The following is a 13932-nucleotide window of genomic DNA, read 5'->3' as shown; positions in this document are numbered from 1 at the left end:
CGGGCGCCCAATAATACCTGCCCTATTTGCTTTAGATAGCGACTTGCGTGCCGATTTCCACGACACGTCCGGTCGGGATCTGGAAATATTCGGTCGCATCGGCCGCCGTACGCGCCAGGCCGATGAACAGCCGGTCCTGCCACACCGGCATGCCGGAATTGGGCGATGCCTTGAGCGAGCGCCGCGACAGGAAGAACGAGGTCGTCATGATGTCGAACTTCCAGCCCTGCTTGCGGCAGATCGCCAGCGCACGCGGGATGTTGGGCTGCTCCATGTAGCCGAAGGTCAGCGTCACCCGCATGAACAGCTCGTTGACCGTCTCCATCTTGACCCGGTCGCTATCGGGCACCACCGGTTGCGGCGCCGTCACCACCGAAAGGATGACGTTCTGCTCATGCAGCACCTTGTAGTGCTTGAGGCTGTGCATGAGTGCTGTCGGCGCGCTGAGCGGATCGCTGGTCAGGAACACGGCGGTGCCCGACACCAGGTGTGGCTTCTTCTTCAACAGATTGGCGGCGAGGAAATCGAGCGGGATCTCGTTGCGGCGGGTCTTGTCGAAGAGATAGCGGGTGCCGCGTATCCAGGTCCCCATGATCAAGCCCATCAGGCAGGCAACCGTGATCGATACCCAGCCGCCTTCGAAGATCTTCACGATGTTTGCCAGGAAGAAGCCGCTGTCGATGATACCGAACAGCAAGGTCAGCGGCAGGGCGACCGCCAGTGTCCATTTCCACAGCTTGCGCATGACGACGAACAGCAGGATCGTCGTCATCAGCATTTCGCCGGTCACCGAGATGCCGTAGGCGGAAGCCAGCGAACTCGAGCTGCCGAAACCGACGACCAGCAGCATCACCCCGAGCGCGATGAGCAGGTTGACGCGGGGCATGTAGATCTGGCCGTGTTGCATTTCGGACGTGTGCTGAACCTCGATGCGCGGCAGAAGGTTGAGCTGCACCGCCTGGCGGGTCAGCGAAAAAGCACCTGATATGACTGCCTGGCTGGCGATGACGGTCGCGGCCGTGGCCAGTCCCACCATCGGCATCAGCGCCCAGTCAGGCAGCATCTGGAAGAATGGATTGGTCGGCCTCCCGCCATTGGCCAGCACAAAGGCACCTTGCCCGAAATAGTTGAGCAGCAGGCAAGGGAAAACCACGGAAAACCACGCCAGCACGATGGGCTTGCGTCCAAAATGGCCGAGATCGACATAGAGCGCCTCGGCCCCGGTCACCGCCAGGAACACCGCGCCGACAGTGACAAAGGCGGCCGTGGGTGTGCTGACGAGATAGGCGACCGCGTAATACGGATTGATGGCCAGCAGGATCGATAGATCGTCCATCAGGTGATAGAGCCCCGCGACACCGATAGCCAGGAACCACAGCGCGGTCACCGGCCCGAACACCGCCGCCACCTTTCCCGTGCCAAAGCGTTGCACCGAGAACAGGATGGCCAGGATGACCAGCGTGATCGGCACGACGTAAGCGTCCAGCGTAGGGGTCACCACCCTGAGGCCTTCGACCGCCGACAGCACCGAGATGGCCGGCGTTATGATCGAATCGCCGAAAAACAGCGCCGCGCCGCAAAGGCCGATGGCCAGGATGAGTCGCGCGCCTTTGGGATAAGCGCTGCGCGCCAGCGACATCAGCGACAACGTGCCGCCTTCGCCCTTGTTGTCGGCACGAAGCACGAAGGCGACATATTTTATGGTCACGATGATCGTCAGCGCCCAGACGATCAGCGACAGCACGCCAAGCACATGAACGCGCGTATCGACACCGGGCGAAGCGTGAAGCGCCTCGCGGAAGGCGTAGATCGGACTGGTGCCGATATCGCCATAGACAACGCCGAGCGCACCCAGCATCAGCACCTTGGTGCTTTGCTGTTCGGCCCCGGAATGGCTCGATTGCTCGACGGTTTCGGCCTCGCTACCGCGACTGGCAAGGTCCATAGACCACTCCCCGACAAGCGCGCGGTGCTTCATGCATGCTGCGATGCGATGTCAATTGCACACTATGGCTGCCATACCTGCAAGGCGAAGCTCTATCCCTACCAGCCGCAGGCTCTGAGAAACCGTCCCACCGTTCCGGCCATGCCATACTCCAACGCGTCGGCTGTCAACCCATGTCCGATCGACACTTCGGCCAATGCCGGGATGCGCTTCGCCAGTGCAGGCAAATTGCCCACCGTCAGATCGTGGCCGGCGTTGACCTGGAGGCCGCCGGCGATTGCCGCATCGGCTGTTTTCCCCAATCTTTCCAGCTCCTTGGCCGCCTTTTCGGAATCGGAATGATAGCTTCCATAGGGACCGGTATAGAGCTCGATCCGGTCGGCGCCGGTATCGCGCGCGGCGGTCATGCCGGCAGGATCAGCGTCTGAAAACAGCGATACTCTGAAACCACCCTTCTTCAGGCGTCTGACGATCGGTGTCAGGAACGCCGCGTCGGTGACGAAGTTCCAGCCATGGTCGGAGGTTGCCTGTGCCGGATCATCGGGAACCAGCGTCACCTGTTCGGGCTGATGCTTTTCCACAAGCGCCAGGAAATCCTCGCTCGGATAGCCCTCGATGTTGAATTCGGCCTGCGGAAACTCGTCGTCGATCAGCGCCCTGATCTCGGGCAGGTCGGAATGGCGTGTGTGACGTTCGTCGGGACGCGGGTGGACGGTCAGCCCATGCGCTCCGGCGGCAAGGGCAAGCCGACCGATACCGGTTACGCTGGGCCAGGGCAGGTCGCGGCGGTTGCGCAGCATGGCGATGGCGTTGAGGTTGACGGAAAGCTTTGCAGGCATGGGCTGGCGTCCGTGAAATCAGGCGGTTGAGGCGCGCCACTGTTCGGCCGCGGCGCGCTGAGACCGGGCATCTATAGCGCCTTTGGCGGGAACAGATAGAGGTTTCGGGTGTTCCAGAAGACCAACATCATTCCGCAAAAGGAGGCACCAACCGTGAATTTCCTGCAATCCGTGCCGGCGATCCGTCGCATCGACACCGGTCGCGACGACCTGTTCGCCATCGACGTGGTCGGTCATGTCTCGGCGGCCGATGCAGAAAACCTGTTCGGCCTGCTGGAGGCGGCCTACGCGCTCCACCAGCGAATCGACGTGGCCGTGCGCATGGTCGATCACGATGGCGTCGACTGGACCGACATCTCCGACGAAACCCTCAAACAGGGTGCCGTCCACGCACTGGAGCATATAGGCCGTTGCGCGGCGATCGGCACACCGGACTGGACGCCGGACGCACGGCACGCTTTGCCCAGGTCGTCGCCCATCGAGTTCAGGCATTTCAAGGCCGAGGATGAAGCAGAGGCCTGGAAATGGCTCGGTGTCCAGCCACTCAGCGCGCCATGACGGCTCTGGCCACCACGCCTTACCTGACGATGGTCAGCCGTTCAGCGGCCCGCGTGATCGCGGTATAGAGCCAGCGCTGGCGGGTTTCCTTGAAGGCCCAGCTTTCGTCGAACAGCACGATCTCGTTCCACTGCGAACCCTGCGCCTTGTGCACGGTCAGCGCATAGCCATAGTCGAAATCGTCAAAACGCTTCTTCTGCTGCCAGGGGATGTCGGCGTCCGGATCCTCGAACGCCGCCTTGAGCAGCTTGATCTTGGCGACACCGCGGTCCGGATCGTCCTCTTCCGGCGAGACCAGCAGGTTGATGCCCGGCTTGATCGTCTCGCGCGACGAGGTCATCACCTTCCACAGCGAACCGTTGAGCAGCCCCTTGGCGGGGTCGTTGCGCAGGCAGACCAGCTTGTCGCCTGCCTGTGGGTAGTCGGCGTTGAAGCCTTTGAGCTCGCGCAGGCGCTGATTGTAGCGGCGGCGCGTGCGGTTGGTGCCGACCAGCACCTGGTCGGCCTTCAGCACCAGCTCCTGGGTGACGTCTTCCTTGCCGATCACCTGCGCCGTGCCATAGTCGCCGCGCATGAATTCGCGGCCCTCGCGCACATCAAGCGCCAGCCGCAAGATCGGATTGTCACGTGCCTGCCGGTGGATTTCGGTGAGCAGGAAATCCGGTTCGTGATCGGTGAAGAAACCGCCGCCTGAAATCGGCGGCAACTGGCCGGGATCGCCCAGCACCAGGATCGGCGTGCCGAAGCTCATCAGGTCGCGGCCGAGCTGCTCGTCGACCATCGAGCATTCGTCGATGACCACCAGTTTCGCACGCGAGATCGGGCTTTGCCGGTTGAGCGAAAAGGTCGGCGACATCGAAGTCTTGCCGGTCACCTCGTTTTCAACCGATTCCTCGCCCTTGGGCCTGTAGATCAGCGAATGGATGGTGCGGGCATTGACCGCGCCCTTCGAGCGCAGCACCTGCGCCGCCTTGCCGGTGAACGCCGCAAACTGCACCTGGCCGTCGACATGCTCGGCAAAATAGCGCGCCAGCGTCGTCTTGCCGGTGCCGGCATAGCCGAACAGTCGGAACAGCTGCGGCTTGCCAACCTGCAGCCAGCGGGCGACCGCTTGCAGTGCCTCGTCCTGTTGGGGAGAGAATTCCATCAGTGCGACAGACCGGATTCGCAAGGGAAAGACAAGACAGTCGCCTATCGACTGCCGCCAGTGACGCACCGAGCGCCTCCGACGGTTCAGGCTATCAGGCACATACGAGAACGTAAAGAGAACAAACGCAGGCGCCGGGTTGATCCCTGCTGTCAGCCAAGCGCAATCAGGCCTGTGCCGGCGAAGGCGAACACTGCCCCGGCCCAGGCCGGTGCCGGCGGCCTGTAGCCACTGCGCAGCCACACCATCGGCAACACCAGCACTGGCGACAGTGACGACAATGTCGAGACGATGCCGACCTTTCCGCCGGCCAGCGCGGCCATGATGAGCGACATACCCATGCCGGTGCCGATCAGCGCACCGCAAATACCGATGCCCAGCGTTCGCGCCGACGGCCGGGGTCGCTTGGCAACGCTGCGCAGGGGAACAAGCAGCAGCAGCAGGAACAACACGGCCGACACCCCGGTCCGGATCGCCATCGCCGTGAACGGGTTGACGCCCGATGCCATGACGGGACGCGCCACCAGGGCGCCAGCCGCCTGCCCCAGCGCCGCGACCAGTCCAAAGGAAAGACCGACAGGCAAGGTCATCTGCTTTGCCGGCAGCACCACCGTCTCGATCGGCGGGGTCGGGAAAATGCCTTCCGGCTGAACCTTGCCCGGGCGCCCGAACAGGATGGCGAGCACAATGCCGGCGATGACCAGCGCCACTCCAGCCAGTTTGACCGGACCGACGGTCTCGCCCAGGAAAACATAGCCCATGATCAGCGCAAAGGGCGAGGTCAGCGAGAACACCAGCAACGCCAGACGCGGCCCGAGCGCGAATATCGACGAGATGTAGGCTGATGAGGCAATGAAGATCCCGAACACGCCGGAAGCGGCAAGGTAGCCCATCTGCCATGGCTGCAGCCCGGTCCAGCCGCCCAGCACCGTTGCCGCGATTGTAGTGGCGACAGTCACCGCAAGCGTCTGCAAGCGGGTCAGGGTCAAGGCATCGACGCGGCCAACCAGTTCACCAGCCAGCATGCCGCTCGTGGCGATGCACAGGGCCGCGCCGATCGAGAGAATTTCCGACAGGTACATTCATTCTCTCTTGTGTAGAGGGGCGGCTTTTCGGGGGAGATGGCTGCCATCGTTCTGGCGGGGTGTGAGGTTTTGGACGGTCCGAAAGATATCCGCCTGATCAGACGGATTGGAACTCCGGATCGTTCTCCAGCAGGATCGGCCGGCCGTGCGGCGTGGCGTGCGCGGCGCGTTCCCAGGCCCGCGCCACCGCATCGACAGCGGGCTTGGCGGCCAGCCCCTTGGAGGCAAGCAGACTTTCCAGTGCCGCCAGCCAATGCTCGTAATAGTCATGTCCGTCGGCTGCCGCATCCGGCTTCTTCACCTCTGCCGACAAGGCCTCCGCCCATTCGCCCCACGAGAACAGGCCCTTGTCGTGCAGCGCCACCGTCATGGCGAACGCCTCGGCCTGCCAGGGCTCGGCGAAAACCGGCGCATCGAGCCCCGCGGGCAAATCGGCGGCGGTCCCGTCAGGCCGGCTCAAGGTAGCTCTCCCAGGCATCGATCGAGACGGTCAATGTCGGATCAGCGCCCTCGCCCCAGATCTCGCTCCCGTCGAAGACCACGGTGTACACCCATTGCGGGTTTTCGCCCTTGCCATGCGCGTTGCTGTCGGGAAAGACAAAGCCGTCGCGCACCGCCCCGATCGTGCCGCGCTTGCCGCGCGCATAGCGCGGCAGCCTGGTGTGGCCGGTCGGGTTGACGTTTTTGGTTCGCACGGGGTCGCCGGCCTTGAAGCGCGGCGCTGTCTCGACCGGCCGGTCGCAAGGACCGCCCTTCGCCAGCACGGCCGGAACGTTTTCCGCCTTCAGCACGCGTTTCGGGGTCGCCGCCGCATCGATCGCCTCGCCCGCTTCGAGATCGCGTTCGCTGACGAAACCATGCCGCTTGAGCAGGGTCTCAAGCGCCTTGATCCAGATCTGGTAGTAGCTCGAGGCATAATAGTCGGCAGGGTGCAGCGATTCCCGTGCATGCCGGCTCTCATCGATGTTCCAGGCGCCCATGGCGCCGGCAGTGAGCGTCACGCCGAGCGCCCGCCTCTCCCAGGCAGCATGGAAATAGGGCTCGTCCTTTTCGGGCGCGACCGGTCCGAATCCCATCTGTCCGCCGAGATCATGGGGGCCGTTCATGCCGGCTCCCCCGTTTGTTGCGGTTGCCGGGCGAGTGCGGTGCCGATCATCGCGTCGCGGCTCACCAGTTCGGCCAGCCGCTCCTCGCTCCAGCCCTCGGTGCCATCCGGCCGCATCGGCACCACGAGATAGCGCAGCTCCGCCGTCGAATCCCAGACCCTGATCTTCTTGGTCACCGGAAGCGTCAGCCCGAATTCCTCGAGCACGCCGCGCGGGTCGATCACCGCCCGCGACCGATAGGGCGGCGCCTTGTACCAGACCGGCGGCAGGCCGAGCACCGACCATGGATAGCAGGAGCACAGCGTGCAGACGACGAGGTTGTGCGTCTCCCCGGTGTTGAACACCGCCTGCATGTGCTCGCCCTGCCGGCCGGTATAGCTCAGCGATTCTATCGCCGCCGTCGCATCGCGCTTGAGCCAGTCCGCATAGGCAGGATCGCTCCAGGCCTTGGCCACCACCCTGGCGCCGTTGCGCGGACCGATCTTGGTCTCGTAGGTGTCGACGATGACGTCGATCGCCGCAGGATCGATCAGCCCCTTGCGGGTCAGGATGGTTTCCAGCGCCCGCACGCGGGCGGCAAACGGATCGAGTTCGTTGTCGTGGTCATGATCATGGGACATGGCCACAAATTACGGCTCCGCTCTGCCGGCCGCAAGCACGACAGCTTGGGCCAGCTTCTATCCTTGCAGTCTCAGCCTGTCATTCGGCGGCGGTCTTTTGCGCGTCTGCCGGGATGTCGTCATTGGTGCCGAACAGCGAAGGCTGGTCGCCACTCTCTCTGACCATCTGCGGTTTGGCCTTGCCTCTCGACCACAGTCCGACCAGCCAGCCCGAGAAATTCTCCATGTAGACGTAGATCACCGGAGTCACGAACAGGGTCAGCGCCTGCGAGGCCAGCAGGCCGCCGACAACGGCAACGCCCAGCGGCTGGCGCAGTTCGGCGCTGGCGCCGGTGCCGAGCGCGATCGGGAACGTGCCCATCAGTGCGGCCAGCGTCGTCATCATGATCGGTCTGAACCGCATCAGGCAGGCCTTGTGGATGGACTCCTTGGCCGACATGCCCTCTCGTCGCAATTCGAGCGCGACGTCGACCATCATGATGCCGTTCTTCTTGACGATGCCGATCAGCATCAGGATGCCGATCACCGCGATGACGGACAAATCCATGCCGGCAAAGCGCAAGGCGACGACCGCACCCAGCACCGCCGACGGCAGGCCGGTGAGGATGGTGAGCGGGTGGATGAAGCTCTCATAGAGGATGCCGAGCACGATATAGATGGTCAAGATCGCGCCGCCGACCAGAAGCCCCTGGTTGGCCAGCGAGATCCTGGAAGGTCTTGGCCGTGCCGGCGAAGCTGGTCGAGATCGCCGTCGGCATGCCGATCTGCTCTTTGAGCGCGTTGATGCGCGTCACGCTGTCGCCCAGCGCGACGCCCTGCGGCAGATTGTAGGAGATGGTCACGGCCGGAAGCTGGCCGAGCTGGTTGACCGTCAGGGCGCCGGCCGTGCGGTCGACCCGGGCGAAGGCGCCGAGTGGAACCAGACTGCCGCTCGCCGTCCTCATCTGGATGGCGAGCATCCGCTCGGGCGACCACTCGATCTTCGGATCGAGCTCGGTGATGACTTCGTAGCTGTCGGCCGAACCGAAGATCGTCGAAACCTGGTCGGTGCCGAAGCCGCCATAGAGGGCGGAGCGCAGCGTGTCGGTATCGATGCCGAGCTGGGCGGCCTTATCGCGATCGATGACCAGTGATGCCTGCAGGGCATTGTTCTGCAGGTCGCTGGTGACGTCGGTGAAGGTCGTATGGTCGGCCACCATTGCGTCATTCAGTTTCTGCGCCCACTGGTCGGTCAGGCCGGTATCGAGGCCCTGAACCACGAGCTGGTAGGCGCTGGCCGACGAGCGCGAACCGAGCCGCAGGTTCTGCACCGGCTGCATGTAGGTCTCGATGCCCGCCACGCCTGCCAGCTGCTTGCGCAGGTCCGAAAGCACCTTCTCGATATCGGGCCGCTGGTCCTTGCCCTTGAGCTGGACGAAGAGCTGCCCCTGGTTGAGCGCATTGTTGCCGCTGCCCGCCGACCACGCCACGTGGTCGACATAGGGCGAATGCGAAAAGACGCTGGCCACTTGCCCTTGCAGCTTCGACATGGCGTCGAACGAGATGTCCTGGCGCGCGATGGTGGTCACCGAGATCTGGCCGATATCCTCTTGCGGGAAGAAGCCCTTCGGTGAGATCTCGATCAGCCACACCGATGCCGCCGCGGTGCCGACAAAGACGAGGAACACCAGGAAGGTGTGCCGCAGGCAGAATGTCAGAACCCGGTCGTAGCCGCGGGTGACGAGGTCCTGCTTATGGCCAGGACCATGCTTGTCGCGATCGGCCTTGGTCACCGACAGCAGCCGCGAACACAGCATCGGCGTTAGCGTCAGCGACACGAACATCGAGGCCAGGATGGCGACCGTCACCACGACGGCGAACTCGTTGAAAATGCGCCCGATGACGCCGCCCATCAGAAGCACGGGGATGAAAACGGCCACCAGCGAAATCGAGATCGAGATGATGGTGAAGCCGATTTCGCGCGCGCCCTTCAGCGATGCATCGAAGGCCGACAACCCATCTTCCTCCATATGACGGAAGATGTTTTCGAGCATGACAATGGCATCGTCGACGACGAGGCCAACGGCGAGCGTCAAGCCCATCAGCGATATGTTGTCGATGGAAAAGCCGAACAGGAACATGGCGCCAAGCGTGGCGATCAGCGAGATCGGCACCGCCACGGCCGGGATGATGGTCGCCGTCACCCGGCGCAGGAACACGAAGATCACCATGACCACCAGCGCGATGGTCAACAGCAGCGTGAACTGCACGTCGTCGACCGCCTGGCGGATAGAGCTCGAACGGTCGTTGAGGAGCTTGATCTGGGCGGCGGCCGGCATCTGGTCCTGGAAGGACGGCAACATCGCCTTGACCTTGTCGACGACGTCGACGGTGTTGGCGTCAGGCTGGCGCTGCACGGCCATGATGATGGCGCGGGTGCCATCGTACCAGCTCGCCGTCGTCGTCGTCTGCACCGAATCGACTACGCGTGTCACCTCGCCCAGCCGCACCGGGTGGCCGTTTTTGGTGGCAATGATGATGTTGGAGAAGCCGGCGGCGTTGGTCAGCTGCGTGTTGGCGGTGATGGTGAGCTGCTGCTTGTTGTTCTGCAGCACGCCGAGCGGCGTATTGCTGTTGGCCGATGCGACCGCCGCCTGCAGCTGATCGATCGAGATACCCCGCGCTGCAAGCGCTGTCGGATCGATCTGGATGCGCACGGCGTATTTCTGCTGGCCGTAAATCGAAACCTGCGCGACGCCGTCGATCGTCGACAGCGATGGCGAGATGACGTTTTCCGCGAAAGCATCGAGGTCGGTCAGCGGAACCGTATCGCTGACCAGCGACATCAAGAGGATCGGCGCATCGGCCGGATTGACCTTGCGATAGCTGGGCGGCGCCGTCATCTCCGGCGGCAGCGATTTTTGCGTGCGCGCGATCGCCGCCTGCACGTCCGCGGCCGCGGCGTCGATGTCGCGGTTGAGCACGAACTGGATGGCGATCGAGGTCTGGCCAAGCGAGTTCGTGGTCGAAATGGAATCGATGCCGGCGATGGTCGCGAACTGCTTGATCAGCGGCGTCGCCACGGATGTCGCCATCGTCTCCGGCGAGGCGCCCGGCAGCGAGGCCGAGACGTTGACCACCGGGAATTCGGCGCTGGGCAGTGCCGCCACCGGCAGGAACTTGTAGGCAAACAGTCCGCCCAGCACGAGGGCGAACGACATCAGAAGGGTGGCGACGGGCCTGCGAATGCAGAATTCGGAGATCATTGGGCCGCCCCGCTGGCGCTGCCCGCCTCGGCCACCTTGGGCGCCGCAGCATCCGCCGTGGCCTTGCCTTCATGCACGGCGGCGCCGTCCTTCAGCCTTGTCTGGCCTTCGGTGACGACCTTCTCGCCGCTTTTCAGCCCCTGGCTGATGGCGCTGTTCTCGCCTTCGGTCAGCGCCACCTGCACCGGCCGCATCTCGACGGTGTTGTCCGGCTTGACCACATAGACGAACGGTCCCTTCTGGCTGGGCTGGACCGCGACGGTCGGAACCGACGTCATCTGCGGCATGATGCCGGCGTCGAGGATGACATTCACATACTGGCCGGGCCACAGCGACAGATCGGCATTGGGAATGCTTGCCCGCGTCGCGATCGTACCCGACGCGGTGTCGACACTGGAATCGACGAAATCGAGCGTGCCCTTGCCGATCGGCGTCGGGTCGCCGTCCTTGGTCAATGTCACGGCCCCTTGCTGCGGATTGGCAAGCGCCTTGTGCAGCAGCGCAAGGTTGCTTTCCGGCAGATTGAAGTTGACCTGCAACGGGTCCATCTGGGTGATCGTCACCAGTGGCGTCGCCGTGCTGCTGTTGCCATTGCTGACGGTGACGAGATCGCCGACAGCGACGCTCACAGCGCCAAGCCTGCCGGCAATCGGCGCGGTGATGGTGGCGAAGCCAAGCTGGACATTGTCGGCGTCGATTGTCGCCTTGTCGGCATCGACGGTCGCCGCTGCCGCCTTCTGCGCGGCTACGGCCTGATCGTAGGTCTGCTGCGTGCCGGCTTGCTTGGCGACAAGGTCCTTGGCGCGCTGAAGATCGGAATTCGAACTGGCAAGCATCGCCTGGTCCTTGGCGAGCGTGGCCTGATCCTTGGCGAGTTGCGCCTTCAGCGCGCGGTCGTCGAGCGAGAACAGGGTGTCGCCGGCCTTCACCATCTGGCCGTCCTTGACGTCGATCGACACGATCTGGCTGGAGACCCGCGCGTTGATGTTGACCACTGCCGGAGAGGAGACGAAGCCGATGGCGTAGCGCCGGACAGGGAAGTCAGCTGTCGTTGCCGTCGCGGAAAGGATCGAGGCCGAGCGAGCGCCATTGCCGCCCCCTTGCTTGCCCCCTGCTGCCTGCTTGTCACCAGCCGGTTTGTCCGTCGCCGCGACCTGCTTCATGCCGACGAGCTGCTGAACCTTGCCCAGCGTCTCGGGCGAAAGGTAGAGCCAGGCGGCGCCCGCACAGGCGACGGCAAGCAATGAAAGAATGACTTTTCCACGCATCGACAAAGGCCTCTCCGTCCGACACGCCATAGAAAGGTGGTCGTATTCTAGCGCAACTCACGGCTGATTGCCGCGATTTCGCCGAATAGATAGGACGCGGGTTTGTTGGAAAAGGGCCAAAACACGGCATTACGAAGATTTAATGTGCACTGCACAATGGTTGTGCAGCCGGCTACGGTCGCGGGCCGAAGCCCGTCTTAGGCCCCAAAAGCTGGTCTCTAAGCCTTGCCCAGATGCTTCGGCCAGAATTCCTGATGGACTTCGGCGGCTTCGTCTTCGAGGTTCGGGCCAACCACGGTGACGATGCGTGCGCCGGTTTGCAGCACCGCCCGGCTCGGCACGTTCAAACCGATCCCGGCGATCTCGCCAAGCCGCGCTTCCGAGCACGCAAACACCATGCGCCCGATGCCCGACCAGTAAATCGCCCCGGAGCACATCGCGCACGGCTCCGTGCTGGTGTAGAGCGTGCAGTCGGCGAGAAAAGCAGTGTCGTAGTGTTGCGCCGCCAGTTTAACCAGGTTCATCTCGGCGTGGTTCGTCATATCGTGGCCGGTGAAGACGCTGTTTTCGGCGCGCAGGATGACTTCGCCGTCCTTCACCAGCACCGAGCCAAACGGTTCGTCGCCGTGTTCCACTGCGGATTTCGAGAGCGCAATCGCCTCGCGTAAAAACGGCTCGTGGTTTTCCATCGGACGCTCCCCAAGGCTAAGCGGGATGATCTTGTCTTGAAGCGCAGGGATTTCCAAGGGGCTGCAAATCAGATTCCAGTCGGCGATCTGCACCTCGCTCTAATTGATGAGTCCCGAGCCTAGCGCAGCATCGGCCAGAGCGTCGCCGCCAGCAGCACGCCCATGGCGATGTTGAACCATTTGAGCCGCACCGGATCCGACAGGAATCCACGCAGCGCCGTGCCGAATCCCGCCCATATCGAAACGCTGGGCAGGTTGACGACGGCGAAGGCGACCGAGATCAGCGCCACCGAGATGAAGGGGTGATCGGGATTCGTGTAGACGGCCATGGCAGTGATCGCCATCACCCAGGCCTTGGGATTGACCCACTGGAATGCCGCCGCGTCGATGAAGCGCATCGGCTGCGCTTCCGCCTCGCCTTTGCCGCTTAACGAGCGCGACATGGCGATCTTCCAGGCGAGATAGAGCAGATAGGCGGCGCCGGCGATCTTGAGGGCGTTGTGCAGCGCCGGAAATGCCGTCAGCACCGCGCCAAGCCCGAAGCCGACGGCGAGCAACAGGACGAGAAAGCCGATGCTGATGCCCAGCATGTGCGGCACGGTCCTGGCGATGCCGAAATTGACGCCGGAGGCCAGCAGCATGAGGTTGTTCGGCCCCGGCGTGATCGAGGTTACGAAGGCATAGACGAGCAGTGCGAGGAATGCGTCGAGTGACATGATATCCTCCCAGATACGTCAGCACTATTGTCTCTTTTCGGTTGACGCACAAAGGCCTGCGCCTGCCCGTGACCGAGCCAGGCTCTCATCCTTGCGGGGTGTCTGAGATGCGATGCGCGCTACATCGCCTGCGGGCCGCGGTTCAAAGCCGCCACGCCGGTGCGGCAGATTTCGATCAGGCCGAGCGGCTTCATGATGGCGATGAACTGGTCGATCTTGGTGCCCTTGCCGGTGATCTCGAAGATGAAATGCTCGGTGTTGGCGTCGATGACGCTGGCGCGGAACGCGTCGGCCAGCCGCAGCGCCTCGACGCGGGCTTCGCCGGTGCCGGCAACCTTGACCAGTGCCAGTTCCCGCTCCAGCGGCCGCTCCTGGCCGGATTCATGCGAGCGCACGGTCAAGTCGACCACGCGGTGCACCGGCACGATGCGCTCGAGCTGATGCTTGATCTGCTCCAGCACATGCGGCGTGCCGCGCGTCACGATGGTGATGCGCGACAGATGCTTTTCATGCTCGGTCTCGGAAACGGTCAGGCTCTCGATGTTGTAGCCGCGCCCGGAAAACAGGCCGATGACCCGGGCAAGCACGCCCGGCTCGTTGTCGACCAGCACGGAGAGCGTGTGGTTCTCCGGCTTCTCGGTTTCCTTGGCGATGAAATAGGCCGAACCGGTCGGTTGTAGCTGTGCGTTCATGACATGAATCTCGATTTCAAAC

12 protein-coding genes and 1 pseudogene are annotated in these 13932 nt (G+C 63.4%); 1 reads left to right on the top strand and 12 read right to left on the bottom strand.

Annotated elements, in window-relative coordinates:
- Positions 1-31 precede the first annotated feature (31 nt).
- Together AC56QX_RS19260 and AC56QX_RS19255 are read right to left on the bottom strand one after the other, a co-directional pair.
- Entirely contained in the window at positions 32-1945 is a 1914-nt protein-coding gene (locus tag AC56QX_RS19260) for a potassium transporter Kup (RefSeq protein WP_497110036.1), read from the bottom strand.
- A 98-nt stretch (positions 1946-2043) separates the two neighbouring features.
- Positions 2044-2784 (bottom strand): pyridoxine 5'-phosphate synthase, encoded by a 741-nt coding sequence (locus tag AC56QX_RS19255; protein ID WP_497110035.1) that lies wholly within the window; start codon positions 2782-2784, stop codon positions 2044-2046.
- A 153-nt stretch (positions 2785-2937) separates the two neighbouring features.
- Between AC56QX_RS19255 and AC56QX_RS19250 the strand changes: the two genes are divergently transcribed.
- Positions 2938-3342: a SpoIIAA family protein gene (locus tag AC56QX_RS19250; RefSeq protein WP_497117809.1), complete on the top strand. Its 405-nt coding sequence runs from the start codon at positions 2938-2940 to the stop codon at positions 3340-3342.
- A 19-nt stretch (positions 3343-3361) separates the two neighbouring features.
- Here AC56QX_RS19250 and AC56QX_RS19245 read toward each other — a convergent pair whose 3' ends face one another.
- The 10 genes and pseudogenes from AC56QX_RS19245 to ilvN form a co-directional block, all read right to left on the bottom strand.
- Positions 3362-4489 (bottom strand): ATP-dependent DNA helicase, encoded by a 1128-nt coding sequence (locus tag AC56QX_RS19245; protein ID WP_477439550.1) that lies wholly within the window; start codon positions 4487-4489, stop codon positions 3362-3364.
- Positions 4490-4641: 152 nt separating this feature from the next.
- Complete coding sequence (locus AC56QX_RS19240; protein WP_497110034.1) at positions 4642-5571, bottom strand: EamA family transporter; 930 nt, start codon at positions 5569-5571, stop codon at positions 4642-4644.
- A gap of 100 nt (positions 5572-5671) precedes the next feature.
- Positions 5672-6034 (bottom strand): nitrile hydratase accessory protein, encoded by a 363-nt coding sequence (locus tag AC56QX_RS19235; RefSeq protein WP_497110033.1) that lies wholly within the window; start codon positions 6032-6034, stop codon positions 5672-5674.
- The gene (nthB, locus tag AC56QX_RS19230) at positions 6021-6680 is read right to left on the bottom strand and encodes a nitrile hydratase subunit beta (RefSeq protein ID WP_497110032.1); all 660 of its coding nucleotides are present in this window, start codon (positions 6678-6680) and stop codon (positions 6021-6023) included. The genes AC56QX_RS19235 and nthB overlap by 14 nt, the downstream gene beginning before the upstream one ends.
- Positions 6677-7300 (bottom strand): nitrile hydratase subunit alpha, encoded by a 624-nt coding sequence (nthA, locus tag AC56QX_RS19225; RefSeq protein WP_497110031.1) that lies wholly within the window; start codon positions 7298-7300, stop codon positions 6677-6679. Before nthA ends, nthB begins: the two co-directional genes overlap by 4 nt.
- 79 nt (positions 7301-7379) lie before the next feature.
- Positions 7380-10545 (bottom strand): annotated as a pseudogene (locus AC56QX_RS19220) (efflux RND transporter permease subunit).
- Positions 10542-11813, bottom strand: a complete 1272-nt coding sequence (locus AC56QX_RS19215; protein ID WP_497110030.1) for an efflux RND transporter periplasmic adaptor subunit — start codon at positions 11811-11813, stop codon at positions 10542-10544. The pseudogene AC56QX_RS19220 and the gene AC56QX_RS19215 overlap by 4 nt, the downstream one beginning before the upstream one ends.
- 218 nt (positions 11814-12031) lie before the next feature.
- Complete coding sequence (locus AC56QX_RS19210; protein WP_497117807.1) at positions 12032-12502, bottom strand: nucleoside deaminase; 471 nt, start codon at positions 12500-12502, stop codon at positions 12032-12034.
- A gap of 119 nt (positions 12503-12621) precedes the next feature.
- The gene (locus tag AC56QX_RS19205) at positions 12622-13218 is read right to left on the bottom strand and encodes a LysE family translocator (protein WP_497110028.1); all 597 of its coding nucleotides are present in this window, start codon (positions 13216-13218) and stop codon (positions 12622-12624) included.
- Positions 13219-13337: 119 nt separating this feature from the next.
- Positions 13338-13910 (bottom strand): acetolactate synthase small subunit, encoded by a 573-nt coding sequence (ilvN, locus tag AC56QX_RS19200; RefSeq protein ID WP_224663182.1) that lies wholly within the window; start codon positions 13908-13910, stop codon positions 13338-13340.
- Positions 13911-13932: the final 22 nt, after the last annotated feature.

The organism is Mesorhizobium sp. RCAM 06353, from assembly GCF_059683585.1.
The sequence above is the reverse complement of the archived record's forward strand: the minus strand, read 5'-3'. Positions and strand labels throughout refer to the sequence as shown.

What these genes read in the sequence shown, in the direction of transcription:
- AC56QX_RS19260 (WP_497110036.1), bottom strand. Translation starts at nt 1,945, where the DNA reads ATGGACCTTGCCAGTCGCGGTAGCGAGGCCGAAACCGTCGAGCAATCG.
- AC56QX_RS19255 (WP_497110035.1), bottom strand. Translation starts at nt 2,784, where the DNA reads ATGCCTGCAAAGCTTTCCGTCAACCTCAACGCCATCGCCATGCTGCGC.
- AC56QX_RS19245 (WP_477439550.1), bottom strand. Translation starts at nt 4,489, where the DNA reads ATGGAATTCTCTCCCCAACAGGACGAGGCACTGCAAGCGGTCGCCCGC.
- AC56QX_RS19240 (WP_497110034.1), bottom strand. Translation starts at nt 5,571, where the DNA reads ATGTACCTGTCGGAAATTCTCTCGATCGGCGCGGCCCTGTGCATCGCC.
- nthB (WP_497110032.1), bottom strand. Translation starts at nt 6,680, where the DNA reads ATGAACGGCCCCCATGATCTCGGCGGACAGATGGGATTCGGACCGGTC.
- nthA (WP_497110031.1), bottom strand. Translation starts at nt 7,300, where the DNA reads ATGTCCCATGATCATGACCACGACAACGAACTCGATCCGTTTGCCGCC.
- AC56QX_RS19215 (WP_497110030.1), bottom strand. Translation starts at nt 11,813, where the DNA reads ATGCGTGGAAAAGTCATTCTTTCATTGCTTGCCGTCGCCTGTGCGGGC.
- AC56QX_RS19210 (WP_497117807.1), bottom strand. Translation starts at nt 12,502, where the DNA reads ATGGAAAACCACGAGCCGTTTTTACGCGAGGCGATTGCGCTCTCGAAA.
- AC56QX_RS19205 (WP_497110028.1), bottom strand. Translation starts at nt 13,218, where the DNA reads ATGTCACTCGACGCATTCCTCGCACTGCTCGTCTATGCCTTCGTAACC.
- ilvN (WP_224663182.1), bottom strand. Translation starts at nt 13,910, where the DNA reads ATGAACGCACAGCTACAACCGACCGGTTCGGCCTATTTCATCGCCAAG.